Source organism: Oikeobacillus pervagus, from assembly GCF_030813365.1.
Lineage (GTDB): Bacteria > Bacillota > Bacilli > Bacillales > DSM-23947 > Oikeobacillus > Oikeobacillus pervagus.
On sequence record NZ_JAUSUC010000039.1, the window covers coordinates 1 to 25,956 of the forward strand.

The 25,956-nt window shown below is 37.1% G+C and carries 29 protein-coding genes; 1 reads left to right on the forward strand and 28 read right to left on the reverse strand.

Annotation, left to right across the window (positions count from 1 at the left end; genetic code table 11):
• Positions 1-133: 133 nt before the first annotated feature.
• From fin to metG, 17 genes are all read right to left on the reverse strand, one after another.
• Positions 134-364: an anti-sigma-F factor Fin gene (gene fin, locus J2S13_RS12975; protein ID WP_307258195.1), complete on the reverse strand. Its 231-nt coding sequence runs from the start codon at positions 362-364 to the stop codon at positions 134-136.
• Positions 365-435: 71 nt separating this feature from the next.
• Positions 436-996, reverse strand: a complete 561-nt coding sequence (pth, locus tag J2S13_RS12980) for an aminoacyl-tRNA hydrolase (protein ID WP_307258196.1) — start codon at positions 994-996, stop codon at positions 436-438.
• Positions 997-1,228: 232 nt separating this feature from the next.
• Positions 1,229-1,846, reverse strand: coding sequence for a 50S ribosomal protein L25/general stress protein Ctc (locus tag J2S13_RS12985; protein ID WP_307258197.1), 618 nt, complete (start codon positions 1,844-1,846; stop codon positions 1,229-1,231).
• Between the two features lie 235 nt (positions 1,847-2,081).
• Positions 2,082-3,038: a ribose-phosphate diphosphokinase gene (locus J2S13_RS12990; protein ID WP_307258198.1), complete on the reverse strand. Its 957-nt coding sequence runs from the start codon at positions 3,036-3,038 to the stop codon at positions 2,082-2,084.
• Between the two features lie 14 nt (positions 3,039-3,052).
• On the reverse strand, positions 3,053-4,429 hold the full coding sequence (glmU, locus tag J2S13_RS12995) for a bifunctional UDP-N-acetylglucosamine diphosphorylase/glucosamine-1-phosphate N-acetyltransferase GlmU (protein WP_307258199.1): 1,377 nt from the start codon (positions 4,427-4,429) through the stop codon (positions 3,053-3,055).
• A 357-nt stretch (positions 4,430-4,786) separates the two neighbouring features.
• Complete coding sequence (spoVG, locus tag J2S13_RS13000) at positions 4,787-5,080, reverse strand: septation regulator SpoVG (protein WP_307258200.1); 294 nt, start codon at positions 5,078-5,080, stop codon at positions 4,787-4,789.
• Positions 5,081-5,231: 151 nt separating this feature from the next.
• Positions 5,232-5,606, reverse strand: coding sequence for a RidA family protein (locus J2S13_RS13005; RefSeq protein WP_307258201.1), 375 nt, complete (start codon positions 5,604-5,606; stop codon positions 5,232-5,234).
• A gap of 371 nt (positions 5,607-5,977) precedes the next feature.
• Positions 5,978-6,820, reverse strand: a complete 843-nt coding sequence (gene purR, locus J2S13_RS13010; RefSeq protein WP_307258202.1) for a pur operon repressor — start codon at positions 6,818-6,820, stop codon at positions 5,978-5,980.
• Between the two features lie 59 nt (positions 6,821-6,879).
• Entirely contained in the window at positions 6,880-7,749 is an 870-nt protein-coding gene (gene ispE, locus J2S13_RS13015) for a 4-(cytidine 5'-diphospho)-2-C-methyl-D-erythritol kinase (protein WP_307258204.1), read from the reverse strand.
• Positions 7,750-8,012: 263 nt separating this feature from the next.
• Positions 8,013-8,189, reverse strand: coding sequence for a small, acid-soluble spore protein, alpha/beta type (locus J2S13_RS13020; RefSeq protein WP_307258206.1), 177 nt, complete (start codon positions 8,187-8,189; stop codon positions 8,013-8,015).
• Between the two features lie 356 nt (positions 8,190-8,545).
• Positions 8,546-8,815 (reverse strand): biofilm formation stimulator Veg, encoded by a 270-nt coding sequence (gene veg / locus J2S13_RS13025; RefSeq protein WP_307258207.1) that lies wholly within the window; start codon positions 8,813-8,815, stop codon positions 8,546-8,548.
• A 226-nt stretch (positions 8,816-9,041) separates the two neighbouring features.
• A complete protein-coding gene (yabG, locus tag J2S13_RS13030; protein ID WP_307258208.1) occupies positions 9,042-9,920 on the reverse strand; it encodes a sporulation peptidase YabG in 879 nt (292 codons plus the stop codon).
• Positions 9,921-10,645: 725 nt separating this feature from the next.
• Positions 10,646-11,521 carry a 16S rRNA (adenine(1518)-N(6)/adenine(1519)-N(6))-dimethyltransferase RsmA gene (gene rsmA, locus J2S13_RS13035; protein ID WP_307258209.1) on the reverse strand — a complete coding sequence of 292 codons (876 nt, stop codon included), beginning with the start codon at positions 11,519-11,521 and terminating at the stop codon, positions 10,646-10,648.
• The gene (gene rnmV, locus J2S13_RS13040) at positions 11,518-12,075 is read right to left on the reverse strand and encodes a ribonuclease M5 (protein WP_307258210.1); all 558 of its coding nucleotides are present in this window, start codon (positions 12,073-12,075) and stop codon (positions 11,518-11,520) included. The genes rsmA and rnmV overlap by 4 nt, the downstream gene beginning before the upstream one ends.
• A gap of 92 nt (positions 12,076-12,167) precedes the next feature.
• Positions 12,168-13,364, reverse strand: a complete 1,197-nt coding sequence (locus J2S13_RS13045; protein ID WP_307258211.1) for a resuscitation-promoting factor — start codon at positions 13,362-13,364, stop codon at positions 12,168-12,170.
• Between the two features lie 224 nt (positions 13,365-13,588).
• Positions 13,589-14,356, reverse strand: coding sequence for a TatD family hydrolase (locus J2S13_RS13050; RefSeq protein WP_307258212.1), 768 nt, complete (start codon positions 14,354-14,356; stop codon positions 13,589-13,591).
• Between the two features lie 443 nt (positions 14,357-14,799).
• Positions 14,800-16,755 carry a methionine--tRNA ligase gene (gene metG, locus J2S13_RS13055; protein WP_307258213.1) on the reverse strand — a complete coding sequence of 652 codons (1,956 nt, stop codon included), beginning with the start codon at positions 16,753-16,755 and terminating at the stop codon, positions 14,800-14,802.
• A gap of 587 nt (positions 16,756-17,342) precedes the next feature.
• Here metG and abrB point away from each other — a divergent pair.
• Positions 17,343-17,627, forward strand: coding sequence for a transition state genes transcriptional regulator AbrB (gene abrB, locus J2S13_RS13060; RefSeq protein WP_307258214.1), 285 nt, complete (start codon positions 17,343-17,345; stop codon positions 17,625-17,627).
• 294 nt (positions 17,628-17,921) lie between these two features.
• On the opposite strand, the gene rsmI is transcribed toward abrB, so the two are convergent.
• The 11 genes from rsmI to J2S13_RS13115 all read right to left on the reverse strand — a co-directional run bounded on the left by rsmI (position 17,922) and on the right by J2S13_RS13115 (position 25,724).
• Positions 17,922-18,800, reverse strand: a complete 879-nt coding sequence (rsmI, locus tag J2S13_RS13065) for a 16S rRNA (cytidine(1402)-2'-O)-methyltransferase (protein ID WP_307258225.1) — start codon at positions 18,798-18,800, stop codon at positions 17,922-17,924.
• Positions 18,800-19,072 carry a GIY-YIG nuclease family protein gene (locus tag J2S13_RS13070; protein WP_307258215.1) on the reverse strand — a complete coding sequence of 91 codons (273 nt, stop codon included), beginning with the start codon at positions 19,070-19,072 and terminating at the stop codon, positions 18,800-18,802. Before J2S13_RS13070 ends, rsmI begins: the two co-directional genes overlap by 1 nt.
• Positions 19,059-19,802: a tRNA1(Val) (adenine(37)-N6)-methyltransferase gene (locus J2S13_RS13075; RefSeq protein WP_307258216.1), complete on the reverse strand. Its 744-nt coding sequence runs from the start codon at positions 19,800-19,802 to the stop codon at positions 19,059-19,061. Before J2S13_RS13075 ends, J2S13_RS13070 begins: the two co-directional genes overlap by 14 nt.
• Positions 19,803-20,074: 272 nt before the next feature.
• A complete protein-coding gene (gene yabA / locus J2S13_RS13080) occupies positions 20,075-20,443 on the reverse strand; it encodes a DNA replication initiation control protein YabA (RefSeq protein WP_307258217.1) in 369 nt (122 codons plus the stop codon).
• Positions 20,444-20,456: 13 nt separating this feature from the next.
• A complete protein-coding gene (locus J2S13_RS13085) occupies positions 20,457-21,284 on the reverse strand; it encodes a PSP1 domain-containing protein (protein ID WP_307258218.1) in 828 nt (275 codons plus the stop codon).
• Positions 21,277-22,284 carry a DNA polymerase III subunit delta' gene (holB, locus tag J2S13_RS13090; protein WP_307258219.1) on the reverse strand — a complete coding sequence of 336 codons (1,008 nt, stop codon included), beginning with the start codon at positions 22,282-22,284 and terminating at the stop codon, positions 21,277-21,279. The genes J2S13_RS13085 and holB overlap by 8 nt, the downstream gene beginning before the upstream one ends.
• A 12-nt stretch (positions 22,285-22,296) precedes the next feature.
• A complete protein-coding gene (locus tag J2S13_RS13095) occupies positions 22,297-22,737 on the reverse strand; it encodes a YaaR family protein (protein WP_307258220.1) in 441 nt (146 codons plus the stop codon).
• 14 nt (positions 22,738-22,751) lie between these two features.
• Complete coding sequence (darA, locus tag J2S13_RS13100; RefSeq protein WP_307258221.1) at positions 22,752-23,081, reverse strand: cyclic di-AMP receptor DarA; 330 nt, start codon at positions 23,079-23,081, stop codon at positions 22,752-22,754.
• 163 nt (positions 23,082-23,244) lie between these two features.
• Entirely contained in the window at positions 23,245-23,886 is a 642-nt protein-coding gene (gene tmk / locus J2S13_RS13105; RefSeq protein WP_307258222.1) for a dTMP kinase, read from the reverse strand.
• Between the two features lie 97 nt (positions 23,887-23,983).
• Positions 23,984-25,408 (reverse strand): aminotransferase class I/II-fold pyridoxal phosphate-dependent enzyme, encoded by a 1,425-nt coding sequence (locus J2S13_RS13110; protein ID WP_307258223.1) that lies wholly within the window; start codon positions 25,406-25,408, stop codon positions 23,984-23,986.
• Positions 25,409-25,529: 121 nt separating this feature from the next.
• Complete coding sequence (locus J2S13_RS13115; protein WP_307258224.1) at positions 25,530-25,724, reverse strand: sigma factor G inhibitor Gin; 195 nt, start codon at positions 25,722-25,724, stop codon at positions 25,530-25,532.
• Positions 25,725-25,956 lie beyond the last annotated feature (232 nt).

Consider the following 25,956-nt stretch of genomic DNA (forward strand, 5'->3'; position numbering starts at 1 on the left):
GAGGTCAATTGACAATCTCCTTCAGTGGGAAAAGAACTCCCTCTTACGGATCTTGGCAATTGCTTGTCGCCGCTTACAGTCGCCTCCGCTTTTCTAATAACAGAAAAATGCTTTGGACTTTGATCCAAAGCTTTTAATGAATAAAATAATCGTATTGATGAAATTCTGGGTTTCTTTCTAAGGATTCTTGGCAATCCTCGCAAATGGTCGAAATGTTTACGTCCCCGTTCCTTTCATATTGCACCATCTCTTTTCTTTCGTCAGTTGATAAGAGTTGCAAACCAAGTTGTTCTGTTGAGATGGCACTTTGGTCAATACTCCCAATATTCGTACCACAATGACGACAACGATAATGAATCGCCATGGAGTATCTTCCTCCTTTATGACATAGCTTTTTATATATTATGTACTTACATAAAGGAGGATATTCATTTTTTATTTATTAAATTCATTCATGACTTCGATGAAAGGTTGTTCGATCCACGCCTCGCAAGCATCTGCGCTTTTTTGAACCATTTCATTCATCATCACTCTCTCCTCTTTGGAGAACTTTCCTAACACATAATCCGGAACTGGAATATCGCCTTTTGGACGATCCACTCCAATTCTTATTCGGTTAAAGTTCTGAGTTCCTACGTGAGCAATAGTGGATTTTATTCCATTATGACCGCCAGCACTGCCTTTTTGGCGTAGGCGAATTTTCCCAACAGGCAAGTCTAAGTCATCATATATAATTAAAAGATCTTTTGTTTCAATTTTATAATAACGCATAACCTCCCCAATGCTTTCACCGGATAAATTCATGTATGTAAGAGGTTTTAGTAGTATGAGCTTCTCCGTTCCCTTTTGAATAGATGAATAGATCCCTTTATGCTTTGCTTGATTTAATGTTACACCAAACCGACTAGCTAATTCATCGATCACTTCAAACCCAATATTATGCCGTGTACCATCGAAACGAGGTCCAGGATTACCTAACCCTACTAATAATTTCATCTTTTACACCTCAGATTCCTTCTTTTCATTATACACAAAAAATAAAAACTTATATTTATAAGTTATATTGATTTTATCATATTGTATGTGATTCGTTAGAAGAAATTCTATGACTCCTGCCAAGCAACTATTTTTTCGAGTAAAGGGATCCATTTATTTACTTCTATAATTAAAAAAAGGAAAAATAAAAGACATAGCCCACTAGCTATGTCTTTATGAAACCGTCCTTCTATTATTCGCGTCCCTCTTCACGATCTGGAACACCTGGTTCTTGTTCTTCCCCTGAATCAATTTCCTCTTCCTGTCTTGGTGCAAGGATAGACACGATTGTTTCAGAGTCTTCATGGTTAAATTCGAAGTTGAATTGATCCTTGATGTCACCAACAGAAATAACTTCCTCTACTTGAAGATTTGAAACATCTACATTAATTTCGTCTGGCATATCACTTACTTTTGCCGTAATATTAATTTCAAATAATGGTTGTTGAAGAACCCCACCATCTTTTACCCCAGCGGCTGTTCCCACTAAGTTGACACGAACAGGTGCCGTAATCTCTGATGATAAATCAACTTCTAAGAAATCAGCATGTACAATTTCATTTTTCAGATGATCTTCTTGATAATCTTGCAATACAACATTATGTTTGTCACCTTGTATACTAAGTGAAATAACACCATTACGTCCATTTTCTTGTAACGTCTTAAGTAATTGCATACTATTTATTGCAATCGCTTCACCATTAAAAGTCTTTCCATACACAACCGCAGGAATGTTCCCTTCTTTGCGAATTTTCGCTAAAGCTGATTTACGGAAATTATCCCGTTTTGTTGCTTCTAATAAAGCAGTCATGAATAAAAATCCCCTTCCAATTCAATTAAAATATTTTAGTCCTCTTTAATAGTTTCCCTAAAACTCTCCACTCTAAACATTTTATCCTTATTTATTTTGCATATTTTCCTAGAAGAGAAATAAGGGGTATTCCATTACTTAATTCCTATATTCGACTCTCTATCTTAGAAAAAAAGGACTTTTAAAAGCAAATAAAAGAGACCTCAGCACTGATGCTGAAGCCTCTAAAAAGTCGTCAATCAAATAAAGTACTTACTGATTGGTTTTCATGTACACGAATAATTGCTTCTCCAATTAGTGGAGCAACAGAAAGTTGTACAAGTTTTTCAATCTTTTTCTCTCCGTCTAGGGCAATCGAATTCGTTACAACGAGTTCTTTAATATTTGAATTCTCAATACGTTCAATAGCTGGTCCAGATAAAACAGGATGTGTACAACAAGCATATACTTCTTTAGCACCATTTTCTACTAAAGCGTTGGCTGCTAAAGTAATGGTTCCAGCTGTGTCGATAATATCATCAATTAAAATAGCAACTTTCCCTTCAATATTGCCAACAATATTCATCACTTCTGCGACATTCGGTTTTGGTCGACGTTTATCAATAATAGCAATTGGTGCCTTTAATCTTTCTGCCATTTTACGAGCACGCGTAACTCCACCGTGGTCAGGAGAAACAACGACAATATCGTCACAAAAATCTTTTTTACTAAAGTAATCCGCTAAAATAGGTACACCCATAAGATGATCAATTAAAATATCAAAGAATCCTTGTATTTGCGGTGCATGCAGGTCAAGAGAAATAACGCGAGTTGCTCCTGATGTTTCTAACAAATTGGCCACTAATTTGGCTGTAATTGGTTCACGTGCACGTGCTTTACGATCTTGACGTGCATATCCATAATAAGGTAATACAACATTAATCGTACGAGCAGATGCACGTTTTAACGCATCCACCATGATAAGTGTTTCCATTAGATTATCATTTACTGGTGAGCTTGTGGATTGAATGACATATACATCGCAACCACGAATGCTTTCTTCAATATTAATTTGAATTTCCCCATCACTAAAGCGTCTAACGGAACATTTACCTAGCTCTACACCAACAAAGTCAGCAATTTCCTTAGCTAATTCTGGATTAGAGTTTAGTGAGAATATCTTTAAATTTGGATCTAAATACTGGTTAAGCATGGTGGACCTCCGAATTATTTTTTGTTTTGGTTTAATTTTTGAACATAATTTTCTTTATTAACCTGGCGAGCACGCGCAATAGACAAGGCTTCGCTTGGAACATGGTCTGTAATGGTTGAACCTGCAGCTATGTAAGAGCCCTTCCCAATCGTTACTGGTGCAACTAAATTAGAATTACAACCTACAAATACCCCATCTTCAATCTTAGTTAGATATTTATTTTTGCCATCATAGTTCACAGTGATAGAACCACAACCTATATTGACCCCATCTCCTACTTCAGCATCACCGATATAGCTTAAATGCGAAGCTTTACTACCTTGACCGAATGTTGATTTCTTAATCTCAACGAAGTTTCCAATTTTTACATCATCAGAAACGGAGGAATTCGGCCGAATATGTGAGAATGGGCCAATTTGCACATGAGATCCAATTGAGCTATCATAAGCAACTGATTGCCGAATTGTCGTTTGGTTGCCTACGAAGCAATCTTTAATTTCAGAATTTGGTCCAATGATGCATTCTTCTCCAATGGTTACGTTTCCGGTAAGAGTAGTACCAGGATAAATGACTGTATCGGAACCGATCGTAACATCAGTACCTATATACGTATTATTCGAGTCAATAATCGTTACACCATTTCTCATATGTTGTTCATTAATGCGTTTTCTCATTAATCGTTCTGCCTCATTCAAGGCAACTCGGTCATTCACTCCTAATGTCTCATCGAAATCATCAGTTTGATAGGCGGAAACAATTTCACCTTCAGATTTTAAGATTTCAATCACATCTGGCAGGTAATACTCACCTTGAATATTATCATTATTCACTTTCTTCAATGCTTCGAATAAAGCAATATTATCAAAACAGTATGTCCCTGTATTGATTTCCTTTACCTTTCTCTCTTCTACAGACGCATCTTTATGTTCAACGATCCGTTCAACATTCCCTTGATCATTTCGGATAATTCTCCCGTATCCAGTCGGATCCTCTGCATACCCTGTAAGAATAGTCGCTTTTGCTTTCTGAGTATTATGATGATTGATAAGCGCTTCCATCGTCTCAGATTTTATAAGCGGGGTGTCTCCACAAATAACAAGAGTCGTTCCCGGCTCATTTGCTAATAAAGATTCAGCTTGCATAACAGCATGTGCAGTTCCTAATTGTTCCTCTTGAATGGCAAATTCGCATTGATCCCCAAGATGTACCTTGACTTTCTCCGCACCATGTCCAACAATCGTTACAATTTTATCTGTATGTAAAGCATTAATCTGGTCAACAACATGTTCAACCATTGGTTTGCCACAAACAGGGTGTAGGACTTTATATAATTTTGATTTCATTCTAGTACCCTGTCCCGCAGCTAATATAATAGCGTAAGTTTTCGTCATATAGGGTCCCCCTATAACCTTTTTGTCCATAATGAATATATCTCAAAAAAGCCACATTTTCAAGGTAAGTTAGAAAAGTACAAATTTTTGTCATTTGGGTCTTGGGGTATTTTGGGTGGGGTGGAAGAGAGAATTACTTTCGGAAGTCTATAAGGGGTTCAAAATAAGCAAATAACTATCAGGAATTGTATAATCTACTTGGAATTCACATTTTTTAATGATCCGTGAAAAAATAACAATTGCTTTATCGTATAGCGAAAAAATGGGAGTTCATCCATGTCAATAACTAATACTGGGGGCCACCCCACGAAAAAAGAGCCATACTTTTGAAGTAGGCTCTTGTTGCATTATATTCTTTTAGGAAGCACCTGCTTCTTCTAATTCCACTTCTTCTAATTCACCTAAACGATGGTACTCTGCTAACACTGCGTCTTGGATCTTACCACGTGTACTAGAATTAATCGGATGAGCAATATCACGAAACTCTCCATCTGGAGTACGTTTACTAGGCATTGCTACAAAAAGGCCATTATTCCCATCAATTACACGGATATCATGTACAACAAACTCATTATCAAGCGTAATTGAAGCAATAGCCCTCATTCGACCATCAGTATTCACTCGGCGTAATCTTACATCTGTTACTTCCATTTTGTTCACCACCTTTACCTAGACTCAAATCTATTACATATATTCAACAATTTTTTTAATATTCCTTCTTTTATACGAACTTTTTTTAAAAAAGGACTAAACTTTACCAATAATTCCAGTGTGTTTCCTAAATAACAAAAAACACTCGCAATTATTTCACGAGTGCAATAACTTCTATTTCAACTTTTGCGTCTTTTGGTAGTTTTGCTACTTCAACACAAGAACGAGCTGGTTTATGATCACGAAAATATCCACTATATATCTCATTGACTTCGGAAAAATCATTCATATCCGCAAGAAAAACAGTTGTTTTGATTACATTTTCAAATGAAGTACCTGCTTCTTCCAATACGGCTTGAAGATTATGAAAGACTTGATGTGTTTGTTTGGACACATCCCCTTCTACCATCACTCCCTCTTTTGTCAATGGAATTTGCCCAGAACTATAAAACATATTATTTACAATTATTCCTTGTGAATATGGTCCGATGGCTGCTGGTGCTTCCTTCGTAGAAATCATCTCCATTCGGAACTCCCCCCTTTTCATAATATTCTTAATTCTCTTAAGACAATAAACTCTTTAGATTTACCTATGCTTTTGTAAGAGATGATCTATTATACCACTTTATCATACATCATTTAAGGTATTTTTTCGAAATTCTGGTAATCCGCTTGACTATGTTTTTTTTCAAAATCCACGCTATTTTTCATTTTTTGCATATTTCTCACAGGGATTTAGCTATTTCTCTTGGACTTTTGTGCTACTTCTCGCTAAATTTGCGCTTATCCTCAGGTTTTTGAGTAGTTCTCGAAAAATTTGCGTACTTCCCGAAATTTTTTGCACTTCTGATGACCTTCTCACCTATTCCCCTTAAGAAGGAAGGAATTGCCTCATTGTTAGGAATGAGGCAAAAAACCTTTCCCCTTTGAGAAGTAATTGCCCTCGACGACTGTAATTTCATTTTCTTTTGCATCGACATTCTGTAGCTTCACTAATGATAGGTAATCATCGACTAGGCGCTCTTCGACATGTTCAGCTTCTACTAGAACAGCAATGCCTGCGACTGTACCGTTAAATTCCCGCAAAAGACTTCTCATCCCATTAACAGTACCGCCAGCTTTCATAAAGTCATCGACAATTAATACCTTTGATCCTTCTTTTAAACTGCGCTTTGATAACACCATCGTTTCAATCCGTTTAGACGATCCTGAAACATAATTGATACTGACAGTAGGCCCTTCTGTTACCTTACTATCCCGTCTGACGATGACAACAGGTACATTTAAATGAGTGGCTACTGCATGTGCGATTGGGATTCCCTTAGTAGCCATCGTCATAATCACATCAATATCTGTTTCGGCATATGCAGCGGCTAATAATTTCCCCACTTTATGAGTGGTTTGCGGATTCCCTAATAAATCCGTCATATAAAGATAACCACCTGGTAATAATCTTTCAGGTTTTTCAATTTGTTGGCAAAGCTCATGTATAAAGATTCTAGCATCTTGTTGACTTACTTTTGAAAAGTACTTTACCCCTCCAGCTGCACCAGGGACCGTTTGCAATGTACCAATTCCTCTTTGCTCAAAAGTTTCCCTTACTATGGCCAAGTCTTCACTAATAGAGGATTTAGCTGAACCGTATCTCTCTGCAAAAAAGGTTAAAGGAACAAGTTGCCGTGGATGTTCTAAAAGGTAATGTGTCATATCAATCAGACGCTCGCTCCGACGGAATTTCATCCCATCTGACCTCCTATAAAACCGAATGTTTAGAAATAATATATCATTAATATACGGGTTTAAACAATACCTTCTGGGGCACCAATCAGTCTTACGGCATATACTTGGTCACAAAACCCTCTTAGGCCATTGTAGATCCTTTGCATTCTTGAATCATGTTGCACTAATCCGAATACTGTAGGACCGCTCCCACTCATTAGAACAGCGTCTGCTCCAAATCTCTTCATTTGGTCTTTAATATGTTGTACTTCAGGATGCATCTTTAATGTAACAGACTCCAGTACATTCCCCATATTCTTGCAGACACCTTCATAATCTTGTTGGACAATCGAATCAATCATCGCCTTCATATTTGGATGTTGTAGTTCATTAACTTTTAAATTGCGGTACACGTCCGAAGTTGAAACACCGATTGTTGGCTTCGCTAGGATCACCCAACAATTAGGCGGTGCAGGTAATCTTTCAATTTTTTCTCCGCGACCGCGTGCAAGGGCCGTTCCGCCGTATATACAAAAAGCAACGTCCGATCCAATTTCTGATCCAATTCTCGCTAATTCATCCAAGGTTAATCCTAAGTTCCATAATTGATTTAAACCTTTTAATGTCGCAGCGGCATCACTGCTCCCACCTGCAAGACCAGCTGCCACTGGTATTACCTTGTCAATGGTGATTGAGACACCTCGATTGACTTTGAAACGTTCTTTTAGAATTTTAGCCGCTTGAAAGGCTAAATTTCTCTCATCATCTGGGACAAATCGATTATGTGAAACCATTTTAATTTGATTTCCTTTTATTTCAGCTAGCTCAATCCTGTCTGCCAAGTCAATTGTTGTCATCACCATTTCAACCTCATGATAACCATCAGGACGTTTGTATAGAACATCTAAAGACAGATTGATCTTTGCTGGAGCCTTCATTAGTAATTTCATCTTATACACCTACTTTACCACGAACAGCCTAGTTTTTATGTAAATAATAACATTCATCTCTGTTTTAAACACGTTATTTTAACATATCCGCTTTTCTGAGAAAAGGGAGGTTTCAATTTTCTTTGCCAATTAATTTTATTCTTATCTTGCTGGTAGTGACCTACACGCGAAGATTCACTTTATTGTATCAATAAATGAGGAGTAAAAAAAGAACTGAAGAGAAAACCTTCAGTTCTTTACGGCCTTTTGGAAATATTATTAGGTTATTGCTTATTACTGAGCTGTTGTTCCGCTATTTCAATCGCTCGTTTTACCATATTACCGGCATCTCGCGCTCGAATGCCGCCCCAACCTTCTTTTTGAACCACATCGTAAAATCCAAGCTCTTTAGCCAGCTCTTCTTTAAAGCGTTCAGACATAATGCCCCGTCTTCTACCCATTATACATCCCCCTTTAAAATGGCCGTATGAATATCTTTCCCCTTTTTCTCACCTTCATAAGGGGGAACTTTCCCCAGAAAATGAATGTGAGGGAAATAATCCATTTATTGTACTTTGAAATTTAGACTTGTTTAACTTGACAGTGGATTTCCACTTCAGGTGCTACTCTTACCGCTCCAATCAAAATATTAAGTCAACTTTAGCTTTTAACACAGCCTAAGTATAAGGGGGAAATTTATGATGTAAAAAATATAGTTGCTTGAGAAAGCAATTATAACCTGTCGCAAACGGGAATATAAGCTCCCGCTGAATGAAGTTTTATTTTAAGACAAAATAAAAAGCAGTAAACAATTTGTCTACTGCTGTCCTATTGCTAAACTCCCAGTGTTGTCTTCATAAAATGTCAATTCTACAGTTTCTGTTAAAACATCTGCATAACTGTAAGAAACTCTTTCAAAGGCGTTTTCTTCCTGATCCAACTCTACTACAAAAATAGACGGATATGTTTCAGCCAGTACTCCGGAACGTTCGATTGTCTTTCTTCGACCACCATTAGCTTTCAACAAAAGTCTTTTCCCTAAATTAGAGTCCAGTGCGTTCTTAATGTCCGCTAATGTTTTTCCCATTCGCTTCCACCTCACTATATAAAATTATACCATGGGGTCAACCTTTTGTCAAACAAATTTATTATTTTATCAACGACCAACCCCTATTGTCAATATATTTTATTCCTCAATTTTGTCTTTTTTTCTACATTCATATCATGCCCATAATTTCCTTTTCTATGTAAAGGATTATTTTTGATGAAAAAAAGCAAATAAAAATAGCCGAATGAATGGGTATTCAAAGCGGCTAATCATCTATATGGGATTGATATGGCATTCCTGTCCTCAAGATCCCTTTCGTTTCGATTCCTCCCAATCCTTTATCACCCGTTAATGTATTTTTTAATGCGTCCCATACATTGATGGACTGTTGAAAGGGAGTAAAGCTAATTTTTGAAACGATATAAACAGGATCCAGAGCATGAATATTAATTCGAGAAGGTGAACTAGCAAAATTTGCTCCAGCGCGAATAAGTGATTCAAAATGGGACTGACAGGCTCCTGCAAAAATAATAAGTTGATCTAAATTTGGAGTTCGTTTTCTAGCATTATGAACGGTCTGTGCAAAAAACTTTGAATTCCGATAGGCATTTATATCAGATTTTTTTCCTTTGGATTTCGAATAAGCATCATGCCCCGTTATAACTAATATATCAGGCCGGTATCGATCCAATAATACATCAATTTTATTTGGCATTTCATTTTCCTGACAATAAACCCCTATAACTGGAACACCTATTTCTTTGTACACATCAAGACATTTCCTTAAATAAGATGGGTCCCCATCAATGTGGAGCACTCTCCCTGGAATTTGAAATATATTTAGATCACGTTGATATCCAGTTGTTGTTTCATAAAGTTGTCTTTCCTTAATTAAATGTAGGTCTTGACAAAATAATTCAAAAGATTGTTTTTCCAACGATCTTTCATGTTTTGATATTTCCTGTCTTTTCTTTGTATCTAATGGAACCAAATCAAACAAAGGCGCATCCGCTATTAAACGATAATCTTCCCCATATAATATTGCCGTCTCTTCCCCGTCCATCATTATAATATCAATGACCCGAAACAGCATATCACATTGGTAGGAAAGGCGACCGACAATTTCATTCTTTTGAAGTTTCATTTTCGCCATCTCCAATTAAAAAGTAACGATCTCTTTGTTAACCTATGCAAAAAAAACAAAAGGGTGAATACCTCCCCAAATGCGAAAGCGGCTTGAACATCGGCGTACGAATTTCGTAGGCTTCGACTGAGATAAAGGAAACACAGCGAGGGGGGTTCGAGCTGATGTTGACTTATCGGAGGGAGAAGACGGAGATATTCGCTAGCCGATAGGCGCTGGAGCTAGACGACACCAAATGCGAAAGTGGCTTGAACATCGGCGTACGAATTTCGCAGGCTTCGACTGAGATAAAGGAAACACAGCGAGGGGGGTTTCGAGCTGTTGTTGACTTATCGGAGGGAGAAGACGAAGAAATTCGCTAGCCGATAGGCGCTGGAGCTAGACGTCACCAAATGCGAAAGCGGCTTGAACATCGGCGTACGAATTTCGCAGGCTTCGACTGAGATAAAGGAAACACAGCGAGGGGGGTTCGAGCTGATGTTGACTTATCGGAGGGAGAAGACGGAGATATTCGCTAGCCGATAGGCGCTGGAGCTAGACGACACCAAATGCGAAAGCAACTTGAACATCGGCGTACGAATTTCGTAAGCTTCGACTGAGATAAAGGAAACACAGCGAGGGGGGGAGCTGAGTTTCACTTTATAGCTTTCAAAACAAAAATAAAAAAGGAGTGACCGACATAAATACATGAATCGGCCGCTCCTCAAGACAAGTAAGATGTCTTTTTAAGCAAAGGACGGATATAAAGCATTAGCTAATGTGGCGAATTGTTGTAAGGAAAGGGATTCTCCTCTACGGGAAGGATCTATTTCCGCCGTTTCAAGTGCTTTGATAATCATATCCTTTTTAGATTTTCCTTCTGGCAATTGACTTGTTAAGTTATTTAAAATCGTTTTTCTTCTTTGAGCAAAAGCAGCACGTGTCACCGTAAAGAAAAATTCTTCACTTTCCACGAAAACAGCAGGCTGTTCACGTTTTGTCAAATGAATAATAGCAGAGTCAACATTTGGCTGTGGCATGAAAACGGTTTTTGGTACAATAAATGCTATCTCCGCTTCTGTATAGTATTGAATGGCAATCGATAGTGAACCATACTCTTTAGTCCCAGGTTTAGCCGAAATACGATCCGCCACTTCTTTCTGAAGCATAACAACAATACCATCAATCGGGAGATTTTCAGATAATAATTTCAAAATGATTGGGGTTGTGACATAATATGGAAGATTGGCGACTACCATTAATTCTTTATAATCTTTCAATTCTTCTTCAATGACCGACTGCACATTCGCTTTTAAAATATCTTTATGGATAATTTTTATATTATTATAAGGTTGAAGTGTGTCCTCTAAAATTGGCAATAGCCTTTGGTCAATCTCAAAGGCGATGACTTTTCCGGATGTACGTGCAAGATGTTCCGTTAATGCCCCGATCCCCGGGCCAATTTCGATCACTCCTGTTTCTTTCGAAAGATTGGCTTCCGACGTAATTCGCTTCAATATATTAGGATCAATTAAAAAGTTTTGACCTAAGCTTTTCTTAAAAGAAAAACCATATTTATTTAGAATTTCCTTTGTACGTGTAGGAGTTGCAATATCCTTCATTCCATTTCCTCCTGTAAAACTTCTTCCAATGCATGATAAAATTGTTCCTTTGTTATTTGGAACATGAGCAAACGCTTATATAATTGTTTTCCGTTCGTATAACCAATCTTTAATTTTTCCCCAAGCTTTTCCCTTCTTGGTTTTGCTCGGTCACCACCGATTAATCCAGCATTCATTAAATCTTCTTTTGTTATTTGCTCTTCTGCTTCCACTTCCATGATTTGAGCGTCTTTTAACGCTTCCCTTATATCAGTATCGGAGGCGTGTTCAACTCCAATTCCCTTTCCATTTTTAGGTCTTGCTTTATTTTTGGTAATAAAAGCATGTTTACAATTTTGGACATGTTGAGCAATGATTTTACGGATTCTTTCTCCCGGCATATCAGGATCCGTAAAAACAATGACACCCCGAATCTTTTGTGCCAATTTGATTTTTTCAATTGTTTCCCTATTAACAGCCGATCCGTTCGTTTCAATCGTATCAGCATTTACGGCTCTTTGAATGGCTATGGTATCATCTTTTCCTTCAACGACCACAATTTCTTTAATTTTCATTATTTCCTCCAATTAAACTTTACAATCTATTTGTTTATTATATAGTTTGTAACCAAAAATAAAAAGCAGAGGGCCATTCCTCTGCTTTAAAATTAATTTAATATACGGATTTTGACTGATTTCCGTCCCCAGTTTCTTGCTTGATCTTTTGATGGAACAAATACATCAATTCTATTTCCTTTTATAGCACCACCAGTATCCCCAGCGACCGCATATCCATATCCTTCTACATATACTTTTGTTCCTAAAGGAATGACATTTGGGTCCACAGCGATCACTTTCAAATTAGGATTAGCTCGTAAATTAATCCCTGTCGCCGTCACACCCGAACAGCCATTACAATGGGCTGTATAAGCTGTTGCCGTTACATGCATTTCACGACCAGATTCACTCGGTCCCCTTGAAACCTGGGCTGTCATGACCTTTGTTCCCACAGAGACAACTTTATCGCTGCTTTCCTTTAACGTTTTTTCTGCTAATAGATTTCGGGATACTTCTTTTCCATTTTCAAGTACAACTTCGTATGTCTTAGAGACAACTCCGTTTACTCCTTCTTTTACCACTTTTTCTTGCCCTTTTAATAAGCTAGAATCATTTTTTGTAACAACGGCAAATGCTTTCGGTTCTTCCACTACATCGGTGACCTTTTTAACACGAACAATTTGAATGGAATCGTCCGCTTTTACAACCTGCTCTAAACTCGGCTCTACTCGGTCTAGTTTATTTAAAGTTACTCCTCGTTGTTTCAAAAAGTCAGCGACCGTAGTCGAAGTAGACCATAACTTTTTCTGTTCTTCCCCATCGACCAATGTAATTGGAAATGCCCGTTCGATTTTAACTTTCATATTCGATTTTACCGGCTTATCCAAACCAGGGTGTGCCTTATCATACTCCCCTAGAGAAATCTTATGTTCATCAATTAACTCTTTGACTGTGTCTGCAGTTGTCCAAATCGACTTTTCTTCGTCATCCATGACAACCTTCACTTTTCTAGCAGGTTCCCATACAACCTTTATATTCTCTTTGACTGCTGTTTTAACAGATGGAGATATATAATCATGGTCTTTCAGCTGGACATCCATTTCTTTCAACACATCTCCAACTGTATCTGCATGGGTTTTTACTACTTGTTTTTCACCATCTATCGTCATAGCGACTGTTTTCTTCGTACCTTCATAAGTTAAAAACCCTGCTGATGAAGCTAGAACTACAATACTAGTAGCAATTGCTACAATCTTATTCTTCTTCGTTAACCTGGGTAAAACATCTTTTCCGGAATTTTTCTTCATGAAAAATGCCTCCTTCTCTCACATTAATAAGTTAGACTACTATTTCGACCGTCAACCCTATCAATCTAGTTGGAAAATTTATCATTTATTATGATGACTTATAGCAAAAAAGGAAAGAGTGACTTATCGACATAGATATACTATGAGAGAAAAGAGACATGTAGAACTATTTAGAATATAAAAAGAATCTGACATTCTCTCATATAAATCGACGGTTTACGCTATCAAGAAATGCCGAATAATTTCTTTGCATTTCTATTCGTTTGTGAGGCAATTTCCTCTAATGATAGACCTTTTATTTCAGCAATCTGTTCTGCTACTAGTTTCACTAATGCAGGTTCATTTCTCTTTCCTCTATAAGGATGGGGAGCTAAATAGGGACAATCTGTTTCAATTAATAATCGATCGAGTGGAACCTCAGCTGCTACCTCTTTCGGCTTCTTCGCATTTTTAAATGTAACGGGTCCACCTAAAGAAATATAAAAGTTCATATCCATACATTCTTTAGCCGTTTCTACACTCCCACTGAAACAGTGCATGATTCCCCCTACTTCTGCAGCTTCTTCTTCTTTTATTATGGTTACAATGTCTTCAGTAGCCTCACGATTGTGTATAATAATTGGCAACTTCACCCTTTTGGCCAATTGAATTTGCTTCCGGAACACTTCCTTTTGGACTTCCTTAGGAGACTTGTCCCAATGATAATCAAGACCCATCTCACCCAATGCAACAACTTTTGGATGATTTGATAACTCCTCAAGCCATTGTAGATGTTCCTCTTTCATATCGATTGCATCAACTGGGTGCCAACCAACACTGGCATAAAGAAAATCATACTTCTCAATCAAATCCATTGCCTTTTCAATGGTTCGTTGATCAAAACCAACTACAATCATATTGGTAACACCAGTTTCTTTCGCACGATTGATCACTTTATCTAAATCTTGATCATATTGTTCATCATTTAAATGAACATGAGTATCAAAAAGCATGTAATTTCTCTCTCCTTTAAATTACTTTTTCATTTTAGTACAGAATACCGTTACTTTGTTCACAACAACGTAACATTCTCCTTACAAATTGAACTTGCATGTCCTACTATTTGTTAATGAACTGTAATGAATACGGTTATTTTTTCCCAAAATTCATGATTCTAACTAAAAAGAATAACTAAAAATTGCCTACTTTTGTCGGAATCCACCTATAATAACATGCGCAAATTGTCATAAAAAAACAAACATAGAAGAACACGTCGAAAACTGTTCCACGTGAAACATTCTATGTTATGAACAAAAGCACACGTGCCTCAATCATTGGCGTACGGATTTCGTAGTCTTCGACTGAGATAAAGGAAACGAAAGCGAGTCCTACCAAATGCGAAGACGACTGCCCGTCGCACAGAAAAGAGCAGGGGATTCCCCTGCTCTATAAAGAATTATTTCACTCGTGCTCCATTAGGTAACGAATCATCAATCGTCGCTAATGATAATTTACCATCTTGGGACCCAGCCAAAATCATTCCTTGTGAAAGTTCCCCACGAAGTTTAACAGGTTTTAAGTTCGTCACACAGATGACCTTTTTTCCAACTAGTTCTTCTGGTTGATAATATTGTGCTATTCCAGAAACAACTTGTCGTTTTTCATCTCCCAAATCGAGTTGGAGTTTTAATAACTTGTCCGCTTTTTTCACCGGCTCCGCTTTGATCACTTCAGCTACTCGTAAATCCATTTTCATGAAATCATCAATAGTGATTTCATTTGGTGGATTTTCATCTTTCTTTTCTACTTTTGGAGCTGTTTGCTTGCCTTGCATTTTTTCCTTAATAAAGGCAACTTCATCCTCTAACTCCAGTCTAGGGAAGATCGGTTTGCCTTTTTTCACAACAGTCGTGCCTTCAGGAATTTGTCCAAATTGCGCTAAACTATCCCATGAAGTATAAAATTCCTCATTAATATTTAATTGTTTGAAAATTCCATTTGGAGTTTCAGTCAAAAATGGTTGTAATAATATCGCTACTCTTCTCAATGATTCTGCTAAATGAACCATGACATCTGCAAGTTCGCTTCGTTTATTCTCATCTTTTGCTAGAATCCACGGCTGTGTCTCATCAATATACTTATTCGTGCGGCTAATAAGTTGCCAAACAGCACTTAATGCAACGGAGAATTCCATCTGATCCATTGCTTCTTCATATTTTTGTACGGCTTCTTTATTCATTTCCAAAAGTTCATGCTCAAATTTCCCTTCTGAACCTTGGTAGGTTGGAATTACTCCATCAAAATACTTATTCACCATCGCGATTGTTCGATTTAATAAGTTCCCTAAGTCATTCGCTAAATCGAAATTAATCCGCTCGATAAATCCTTCTGGTGTGAACACCCCATCTGATCCAAAAGGAACTTCACGAAGTAAATAATAACGGAGTGCATCTAAGCCATATCGGTCAATGAGAGTAACGGGATCGACCACATTCCCTTTTGATTTAGACATTTTCCCGTCTTTCATCAACAGCCATCCATGTGCAAAAACCTTTTTCGGTAATGGAAGATCCAATGCCATGAGCATAATAGGCCAATAAATAGTATGAAAACGAACGATTTCCTTTCCAACTAAATGTACATCCGCTGGCCAAAATTGTTGATATTTTGAATCATCATCCGTACCATAGCCAAGTACAGTGATATAGTTTGTTAACGCATCAATCCAGACGTAAATTACATGTTTGGGATCTCCAGGAACTTTAATCCCCCAATCAAATGTCGTCCTAGATACAGCTAAATCTTCCAAACCAGGTTTGATAAAGTTATTAATCATTTCATTTTTTCTAGATTCAGGCTGAATAAACTCAGGATTTTCTTCATAATACTGAAGAAGTCTATCAACATATTTACTCATTTTAAAGAAGTAAGATTCCTCTTTTACCTTCTCTACTCCTCTGCCACAATCTGGACAGTTTCCGTGCTCTAATTGTCTTTCAGTGAAAAAGGATTCACAAGGAGTACAATACCAACCTTCGTATTGATCTAGATAAATATCTCCCTGGTCTAATAATTGTTTAAAAATCTTTTCTACTATTTTCTTATGACGATCTTGTGTCGTACGAATGAAGTCATCATACGATATATCCAATTTTTTCCATAATTCTTGTATTCCAGAAACGATTTCATCTACATATTTTTGTGGATGAACACCTTTTTCTTCTGCATTTCTTTGAATCTTCTGACCATGTTCATCTGTACCTGTTAAATACATGACTTCATAACCACGCATCCGCTTGTACCGCGCCATTGCATCTCCAGCCACTGTCGTATATGCATGGCCAATATGTAAATTACCGCTTGGATAATAAATTGGAGTTGTTATATAAAATGTTTTATTCTTTTCTCCCAACTAAGAAACCTCCTCGCAAATGATATAGAAAAGCCCTCACCGAACGGCTAGAGAGCTTAACAGTGAGAACCTGTCTAGATTGGACATTCCTACATTCTTATCTATTGTCCATCATTACCGCTTATATGAACAAAATATACATAATCCATTAAGAAACTGCAACCAAATGCTTCTCTTCTATATTTTCTCTTATTCCTACATTCTTGTAAACAATATTCAATTAATTATTTTAATAGGATATCCCCCCTATTATTCGACAAAAAACCACAAACCTTTTAATGTAAAAAAATATTTTTTGCGGGAAAATATAGTAAAAAAACGCTGATATACCTTGATATTATCATATTTTTACCTATTACATTTTTTAGAAAAATTACATTTTCTTGTTGACGTAAATAAAGATGGTTGGTATTATATAGTCATCAACAAAAAATTTGTCGAAAAATGACGAATCTATTAAAAAACAAATGCGCTAGCCGATAGGCGCTGGAGCTAGACGTGGACCACATTTTTAAAAAATGATCCACAGTTCTAAATTCTATAGTTTCCTAAACAAATATAAAAAATCCTGAGAGGAGTTTTCATTAATGAAATCAACTGGAATTGTTCGTAAAGTAGATGAACTTGGCCGTGTCGTTATTCCTATCGAACTTCGCCGTACACTTGGAATTGCTGAAAAGGATGCATTAGAAATTTATGTAGACGACGATAAAATCATCCTAAAAAAATATAAACCAAGTATGACATGTCAAATCACTGGTGAAGTTTCTGATGATAATGTTAAACTTGCTGGCGGTAAATTAATTTTAAGCCGTGAAGGAGCAGAACAATTATTAAAAGAAATTCAAGAATCATTTCATGTAACGAAATAATCTTTTAGAAACAAATGCGCAAGCGCCCTACACATCGGCGTACGGATTTCGCAAGTTTAGATTGAGATAAAGGAAACGAGAGCGAGGTAGTCCACGAGCTGATGTTGACTTATCGAAGGAAGAAAACGGAGAAATTCACTAGACGATAGGCGCTGGAGCTAGACGTGGACCACATTTTTTAAAGGCTTATCCACAGTTCAAAATTTTATAGTTTCCTAGATAGTAAAAAAGCTTTCCTTAAACTAACAAGGAAAGCTTTTTTATTTGTATGGGATCAGTTCACATTTGTCATACTCATCTTACATGGTATTCTTGATAAACTTCCCTCTTAGGTAAACCTCGGTCTTTTGCTGTTTGCTTGATGGCCTCTTTAGAATGGAGTTGCTTTTCTTGAATATAGAAATTAACATGGTCTACAATCGTAAAGTCACTCCACCAAGCAGAAGCATCTCCCTCCTCAAATTCTTCTCGACTTCCTTCTATAATTAGACAAAACTCTCCTAAAATCTTCTCATTCTTTGCCCATTCTAGTGCCTCTTGAATATTCCCGCGTAAAAATTCTTCAAATTTCTTCGTCAATTCACGGCAAAGAACGATTTTACGGTTTCCTAATACATCAAGAGCACATTCTAATGTTTCCTTTAATCGGTGTGGGGACTCATATAATATCACAGTGTCTTTATATTTCTTTAATAGTAACAGCTGTTGTTTTTTCGCTTTCTTCTGCCGGTCTAAAAAGCCGAAAAACAAAAAGGGTTGTGTCTGTATTCCAGATGCAATCAATGCCGTCAGTGCTGCGTTTGCGCCAGGCAGTGGGATGACAGGAATTTCTTCTTCAATCGCCTGTAGAACAAGCTCATAACCTGGATCTGAAATCGCAGGCATTCCCGCATCACTTACTAATGCGACCTTTTCCCCTTTTTTTAGCCGTTCGATAATATTTCGACCACTTGCTTCCTTATTATGCTCGTGATAACTAATAATAGGAGTAGAAATTTCAAAGTAATGGCATAGCTTTTTTGTATTTCTTGTATCTTCAGCCGCTATTACTTGTACTTCCTTCAACACCCGCACAGCGCGAAATGTCATATCTTCTAAATTCCCAATGGGGGTAGGAACCAAATAGACAGCACCATTAAACTCATCTTGCACGAAACTTTTTTGATGATGAATCAATTCTCACTCCTCCTTTCTTGCAAAAAATATTCCTTCTGTTGTCGACTTAGTTTTTTAAAGGAGATCTCAGCCCTAAGCGCATCTCCCTTTTCTTCAAAACTTTCAGAGTACAATAGCTTGACAGGGGTGCGACCTCGTGTATACTTGGCACCTTTCCCATTATTATGTTGCTCAATGCGCCGGTTTACATCTGTTGAATATCCACCGTAATATGTACCATCACTACACTCTAAAACATAAAAATAATGTTCATTTTTATTTGTCTCCATATAAAATCACTCTAATCTCTGGTGTGTATTCATTGTTTTCATCATATACAAATAAAGGAGGTAAGATTTTTAAATCAGGTCGTCCATCTTTTATCCCCTCAACGAGAATGGTATTTGCCTCTTTCCCCATTTTCGGATAGACGAACTGAATCCGCTTCGGTTCTAAGCGATATTTTCTCATTAACGTAATGAGATCAAGTAATCTTCCTGGTCTATGTACAAAGCTTGCTTTTCCCCCCTGTTTAAGCAATTCACTACTTACACGGATGCAATCTTCTAAAGTACAGTATATTTCATGTCTAGCAATCGCCAGATGTTGATTTTCATTGATTTCTTTATTAGAAGGTGTAATAAAATACGGGGGATTGCATGTTACGACATCATACTTAGAATACCCTAATGTTTTTGGAGCATTTTTTAAATCACCATGAATCATTTCGATTTGATGTGATAATTGATTGTACTCAATACTGCGAACCCCCATATGATAAAGGCGTTTTTGAATTTCAACCCCATATATCTTTCCCTTCGACCTCGTACTTAATAGCAAGGGAATTACCCCATTCCCAGAACAAAGATCGACAATATTCCCCTTCTGTATAGGAACATAAGTAAACCTCGCTAACAAAACAGCATCTAAGGAAAAAGCAAAAACGGAAGGACTTTGGATAATTCGTAGATCCTCCGCAAGTAAATAATCCAATCGTTCATCACCCATTAACTGCACCATCATACTTCCTCCATACAAAAAAATAAAAATAATGGAACTGCAAACTCTGCAAAACATAAAAATGGAGCTGTCTTCAATCCAAAGGTTCTAAAACTCCGCAACTCTATTTCTAGTATTGAAGTGACAAAAGCAATTCTAGAATTAGATGAATTTGCGGGGTTAATCCCCCAAATGAGACAGCCCCTACTACTTCTATTGATGAATCGTTTAAAAATTTCCGAGGAGAAATAGAAAAAAGAATACAAGCCTAATTTCATTCATTTTAAACAATTTTATTTTTTATTTAAAAATGATAGGCAAAACAAGCAGTCTTCATCTTTCCGTGGACTTCCAAAATGAACATTACAAATATGAAAGCCTTCCTGATAAAGCCTAGCTAAATTATCATAACCCTCTCCAATATCCATTCCTCTCACAAGATGTTTTTCCTGTTTATTCTCAATGTTAGATGGAGTGTTTTGACTTCGTGAGTTCTCTAGTTGCTCCAGTCTCCGACGCAAATGTTCATTTTCCAACTTTAAGGAGTTATTTTCTTCAATGATTTCCTTAAGATTTTGTCTTAAATCTCCCAACTGTTGATATAATTGTCCAATTTGAAATTCCATATGACCGACTGAATTAAAGAACTCTTTTCTATCCACTCATTCCACCCCATTATTCTGTGGTCTGTACTGAAACGGCACCTTCATTTTTAATTTCATCAAGGGCATATTCAATAATGTCCCCTCGCTCCGTTAGCTCTACTAGAAGGATTCGCTCTAGTATATTTAGACCTACTACTTTTCCATTGCCTTGTGGGGTTTTCACGGATTCTCCAATATCCGGCATTTCCTCTTTCGCTGTTTCGTACTCGTCATTTTCATACTTTAAGCAACACATTAATCTTCCACATAAACCCGATATTTTCGTTGGATTCAATGAAAGATTTTGATCTTTTGCCATTTTAATTGATACGGGTTCAAAGTCCCCTAAAAATGTCGAACAGCAAAGCATTCTGCCACAAGGTCCAATTCCCCCTAGCATTTTCGCTTCATCGCGTACACCGATTTGTCGAAGTTCAATTCTTGTTCGGAAAATGGCAGCTAAATCCTTCACTAACTCTCGAAAGTCAACTCTTCCATCTGCAGTAAAGTAAAAAATTACTTTATTTCGATCAAACGTATATTCCACATCTACTAATTTCATATCTAATTGATGTTCACCAATTTTTGTACAACAAACTTGATATGCTTCTTGTGCAGCCGTTTTATTTTCCATTACAATTAAACGGTCTTTCTGATCGGCAATCCGAATGACCTTTTTTAAAGGTAAGACAACATCGTGTTCATCTACCTGTTTCCGCCCTATGACTGCCTTGCCATATTCAACTCCGCGGACAGTTTCAACGATCACATAATTATCCTTTTGGATATCTAATTCGCCAGGATCAAAATAATAGATTTTCCCCGCCTTTTTAAATCGTACGCCTATTACTTCATACACAGGATGATCCCCCCTGTAGTTTTAACACAAGCTGTTCCATTAACAAATGTAGGTTCATATTGCCATGCAACTTGCGTTTACTTTCTAAAATATAAGTCAATTGTTCCGATAAACGATTTAATGAGAGTTGGAGAACCGTCTTTTCAAATAAAGCTTGTTGATCAGGAAAGGCCAATGACTCTTTTTTCCCTAATTGTAGGATTAATAAATCTTTATATATTAATAATAAAAGATCTAAAGCTCGATCTACTTGTTGTTTATCTTTAAAGTGTCCAAAAAATTCTTCTTGAAGCTTCAACATAGCTTCTAGTGGGCTTTTTTGAAGCGCTTCATATAATTTTAACATTATTATACGTGCTTGTGCAAACCACTCATCTTGACTTAACAGTAAGGCCTCTTGGTAATTATTCGTGATCCTTGATGTTAGGGTTGCCATTGAAGGATGAACATCTTCCTCAAGAAGTCTTTTCTGTAAAATGTGGGGGGGGAGAGTTTGGAAAGCAATGACTTGGCAGCGAGATAAAATGGTCGGCAACATTTTATGTATCTGCTCAGTGATCAAAATAGCCGTTGTGTTGGAATTCGGCTCCTCCAAAAACTTTAATAGACTATTTGCTGCATTATTTGTCATCTTATCTGCATGATTGATAATGTACATTTTCTTATTCGATTCTACTGATGATTTACTAAACTCTTTTTGTAAATCATTTATTTGATGTTTCTTAATCGATTGACCATCTGGTTCTATCACATGTAAATCCGGATGATTGTGGTGGTCAATACGCTTACAATTTACACATTGTTCACACGGGAATAACTGTCGAACTGGCTGAAGGCAAAACATACTTTTCGCAAAGAGAAGCGCTACGTCCATTTTCCCAGTACCTTTTTCTCCCTCAAAGAGATAAGCATGGGCCACGCGGTTTTTATTTATACTATTTGCGATCATGTGTAGAACCGTTGGCTGTGCCTTTTTCATTTCATCCCAATTTCTAGTCAAACCAATCCCCGCCTATGTGTATAAATTAATTAATAAGCCTTTTATTTCTCCAATTTGTTCAAGAATGTCCATCGACTTCTTCTCTTTATTCATCATCGTATCTGTTAATTCAATTAATTTTTCATCAATTTTTTCTACTGTCTTTAGCTGTCTTCCTTCTCCAAAATGATTCCATGTATGGGATTGTTTTAACCCCATCCCGTACTCTACTGTCTCACGTATAAACCGTTTTACTAATGTTTTATATTTGGCCAAATCCTGAAATGTACGGGACCGTGCTAAACGATTACCAGCACCTTCAATGTCACCTAGTAACTTCCCCAATTGTTCTGTCTTCATTTTTTGATCATGTTCTTGGACCAAAAGACCGAATTGATTCTTATTGTTTGCAAAATGCTTATGTTCACTACGGACTTGGTCCACACCTACACGTAAGTCCTGGTTAATTTTCATCTTAGTATCCCCCGTTAAAACTGATGGAATTGTTCAACTGGTAAAACAAAGACCGTTGCCCCACCAACTTCTACTTCCACAGGATATGGTACATAAGAATTTGCATTCCCCCCAAGTGGTGAAACTGGCGCAACCAACTGATCCCTTGATTGGCAATTATCCTTTATAACATCCAACGCCTTCTGAACACGAATATCTTCTATCCCAATAATAAATGTTGTGTTTCCAGATTTAAGGAATCCACCTGTGCTCGCCAACTTTGTTGCTCTGAAATGATGTTCAACAAGTGCCTGGGACAGCCTATTGCTATCTTGATCTTGTACTACCGCCAAAATCAATTTCATCTTTACTTAAATCCTCCTAAACCTCTTTTCTATATTATAACAAGAAATAGAACTGTTAGCAGATGGAAAACATTTTGTCCAATATTCCGTGCTCTATTTTGAAAAATAAATACCTTAGGAGATCAATGATTGATTGCAAGGCTATGGATCCACGATTATTTTTTCATTCACTCTGTTGCTCCATAATTTTTTTTATCACATTCCATACTTCTTCATACACTTCGACCAGTGGCAATTCAGCATTCACCTTTATGATTCTTTCAGAAAATCGCTTTTGTACTAATAAATATCCTTCACGTACACGTTGATGAAATTCAAGCGTTTCTAAGTCTAAACGATTCACTTCTCTTTCTTCGTTTGCCTTTATTCGTTCCAGTCCAATTTCTGGATCAAGATCGAATAAAAGCGTCACATCTGGCATAGTGTTTTCAATCGCGAATTGATTAATGGTGAGTACTTCTTCGATCCCTAACCCGCGGGCATATCCCTGATATACAAGTGAACTATCAATAAAACGGTCGCAAAGTACGATAGCTCCTTTTTCTAAATGAGGGATCACTTTTTCCACTAAATGCTGTCTGCGGGCTGCAGCATATAGTAATGCTTCCGTTTTCGCGTCCATCATAATATTCTCTTTATTCAATATTACTTCTCTAATTTGTTCAGAAATAGCAATGCCACCCGGTTCTCTCGTAAGCAAGACATGATGGCCATTTTCTTTTAATGTATTCGCTAATTTGGTTAAAATCGTTGTTTTACCAGCCCCCTCAGGACCTTCTACTGTAATAAACAGCCCTTTTCCCATGATGTAACCTCCAAAAATCATTCATTAAAAGTAATCGTATCATGATTTGCCTCCGAATTAAAAATAAATATTTGCTATCCTAGCAAACCTGTTCTCCTCAACAGAAAACAGCCACTTGATTATCTTCTAGCCGATGATCCCCCTGTATATGGGCTCCATTTCTCTTTAGTACTTGGAGCACGACAACTTGTTCTTTTGTAATTTCTTCTCCTTGCATGAACAAAGGGATGCCCGGTGGATAAGGAATCACCATTTTAGACGAAACTTCCCCCACAGCTTTGTCCAATGGAATCCACCTTTCTTTTCGGTCCTTCATGTCCTTATAAGAAATAGCTAGTTTGGAGACTTTTAGGTTCCCTTCTATTGAATCTACAAGATTAGTAGTTTGATTGCCTCTTTGACAACGAAAATCAACCAATTTCTTCACGGCTTTTTCATAAAAATGGTCCATCCCTTTTTTTAATAATGGAAGAACAAATAAGACCTGATATGGATCAGCTAATTCAGTATAAACTCCATAGTCTTCTAACTGTTTTTGCAGTCCATAACCCGAGATGGTGTTATTTCTCACAACTAGTTTTAACGGATCCGTGAGTGGATCAGCCGTAATGACTTCTAACTCCTTCTTTTGAAGAAGGTCTATAAAGTCTTCTCTCTGTTTTAATGTGTAATCAATATCCTCCTTGTTAAAGCTCGCTACATACGATCTAGCCAAATCTAAAGAGGCCATAATAGGATAAGAAGGACTACTGGATTGTAAGGCATGTAAATAGAATTCAAGCCGTTCTATTGAAACCTTTCCCCCATTCACATGTAAAAACGACCCCATAGTCATCGCGGGCAACATTTTATGAGCAGATTGGATGACGATATCTGCCCCTTTTAAAAGAGAACTTTCAGGGAAAGGTTTCCCTATAATAAAATGAGGTCCATGAGCCTCATCTACTAGTACATATCCTCCTCTATCATGAATAAGCTTAATTATTTCCTGCAATTCATAGGTCAAACCATAATAATTGGGATAGGTTAATACAACGGCTTTTACCTGTGGAAATTTGCGTAATGCTAGTTTAATAGTGGATAAAGCAACACCATTCGCAACACGGAGTTTCGCATCATATTCCGGTTCCAAAAAAACCGGTTCAACCTTCGCGATCATAAGTGCATGTAAAATGGACTTATGACAATTCCTTTGAACAAAAACAGTGTCACCCTCTTCACAAACAGACAAGATCATCGCTAGATTTCCTACAGTACTACCATTTACAAGAAAGTAGCTTTTCCTAGTTTGATAAAGATCTGTTAAAAGCCTTTGCCCCTCGGCAATCATCCCACTTGGTGAGTGAAAATCGTCTAGCCCCGTTAATTCCGTCACATCAAATTGAAGAAAGTGAGAAAAATCGGGCGGAAATTGACTTGAGATAATTTGACCATTTTTATGACCTGGAACATGAAACGACACATTTTGCTGTTCAACAAAATGATTTAAAACATCTATAATAGGAGTTTTCCTTTGATCCACACTTATACAATCCTTTCCTTTCAAACATCATTTTCCACTATCATACTATAAGGTAAATGAAGTAACGACTGAAAAAATAACTGAAAGAAGTTCTATAGATATTGTCTATAGAACTCACATTCTAGGAATAAGCTTTAGGACTATTCACCTTTTTCAACTTTCGAATATAGTATTGATAATTTGGCTCACCCGTCTCCGTATGAATCATATCCTTCTCACAATCCAAACATATAAAAGAAGTATATAAATGAATCCCCCTCAACTTCTCCAGCTCACAAATAATGCACACTTCCCCAACCCTTTGATCATTCCCCATACAAACCCCTCCTCCCTATATAGTTTGCTCTATTTTTCTATTTATATACTTAAAAAAACAAACTGAATATCATTTTATATGGATATTTTTGGATGGTGCCTGGCACCTGGAATTTATTTGGCAAAAAAAAAAAAAAAAGAATAGCTATATCTCGCTATTCTCTCGTTTGCTTGGCAACGTCCTACTCTTGCAGGGGGACAGCCCCCAACTACCATCGGCGCTGAAGAGCTTA

Coding starts and splice junctions, on each gene's coding strand:
- purR (WP_307258202.1), bottom strand. CDS start 6,820: ATGAAATTCCGTCGGAGCGAGCGTCTGATTGATATGACACATTACCTT.
- J2S13_RS13020 (WP_307258206.1), bottom strand. CDS start 8,189: ATGGGTAGAAGACGGGGCATTATGTCTGAACGCTTTAAAGAAGAGCTG.
- glmU (WP_307258199.1), bottom strand. CDS start 4,429: ATGACGAAAACTTACGCTATTATATTAGCTGCGGGACAGGGTACTAGA.
- tmk (WP_307258222.1), bottom strand. CDS start 23,886: ATGGGAAAAGGGCTGTTTATTACAGTAGAAGGTCCTGAGGGGGCTGGT.
- J2S13_RS13045 (WP_307258211.1), bottom strand. CDS start 13,364: ATGAAGAAAAATTCCGGAAAAGATGTTTTACCCAGGTTAACGAAGAAG.
- abrB (WP_307258214.1), top strand. CDS start 17,343: ATGAAATCAACTGGAATTGTTCGTAAAGTAGATGAACTTGGCCGTGTC.
- J2S13_RS13075 (WP_307258216.1), bottom strand. CDS start 19,802: ATGGTGCAGTTAATGGGTGATGAACGATTGGATTATTTACTTGCGGAG.
- J2S13_RS13050 (WP_307258212.1), bottom strand. CDS start 14,356: ATGCTTTTTGATACTCATGTTCATTTAAATGATGAACAATATGATCAA.
- J2S13_RS13115 (WP_307258224.1), bottom strand. CDS start 25,724: ATGGGGAATGATCAAAGGGTTGGGGAAGTGTGCATTATTTGTGAGCTG.
- spoVG (WP_307258200.1), bottom strand. CDS start 5,080: ATGGAAGTAACAGATGTAAGATTACGCCGAGTGAATACTGATGGTCGA.
- veg (WP_307258207.1), bottom strand. CDS start 8,815: ATGGGAAAAACATTAGCGGACATTAAGAACGCACTGGACTCTAATTTA.
- fin (WP_307258195.1), bottom strand. CDS start 364: ATGGCGATTCATTATCGTTGTCGTCATTGTGGTACGAATATTGGGAGT.
- J2S13_RS12985 (WP_307258197.1), bottom strand. CDS start 1,846: ATGACTGCTTTATTAGAAGCAACAAAACGGGATAATTTCCGTAAATCA.
- J2S13_RS12990 (WP_307258198.1), bottom strand. CDS start 3,038: ATGCTTAACCAGTATTTAGATCCAAATTTAAAGATATTCTCACTAAAC.
- rnmV (WP_307258210.1), bottom strand. CDS start 12,075: ATGAAAATTAAAGAAATTGTGGTCGTTGAAGGAAAAGATGATACCATA.
- J2S13_RS13095 (WP_307258220.1), bottom strand. CDS start 22,737: ATGAAAATTAACCAGGACTTACGTGTAGGTGTGGACCAAGTCCGTAGT.
- darA (WP_307258221.1), bottom strand. CDS start 23,081: ATGAAATTGATTTTGGCGGTAGTACAAGATCAAGATAGCAATAGGCTG.
- yabG (WP_307258208.1), bottom strand. CDS start 9,920: ATGAAACTTCAAAAGAATGAAATTGTCGGTCGCCTTTCCTACCAATGT.
- ispE (WP_307258204.1), bottom strand. CDS start 7,749: ATGAAATTACTAATGAAGGCTCCAGCAAAGATCAATCTGTCTTTAGAT.
- J2S13_RS13070 (WP_307258215.1), bottom strand. CDS start 19,072: ATGGAGACAAATAAAAATGAACATTATTTTTATGTTTTAGAGTGTAGT.
- rsmA (WP_307258209.1), bottom strand. CDS start 11,521: ATGAAGGATATTGCAACTCCTACACGTACAAAGGAAATTCTAAATAAA.
- pth (WP_307258196.1), bottom strand. CDS start 996: ATGAAATTATTAGTAGGGTTAGGTAATCCTGGACCTCGTTTCGATGGT.
- J2S13_RS13005 (WP_307258201.1), bottom strand. CDS start 5,606: ATGGAGATGATTTCTACGAAGGAAGCACCAGCAGCCATCGGACCATAT.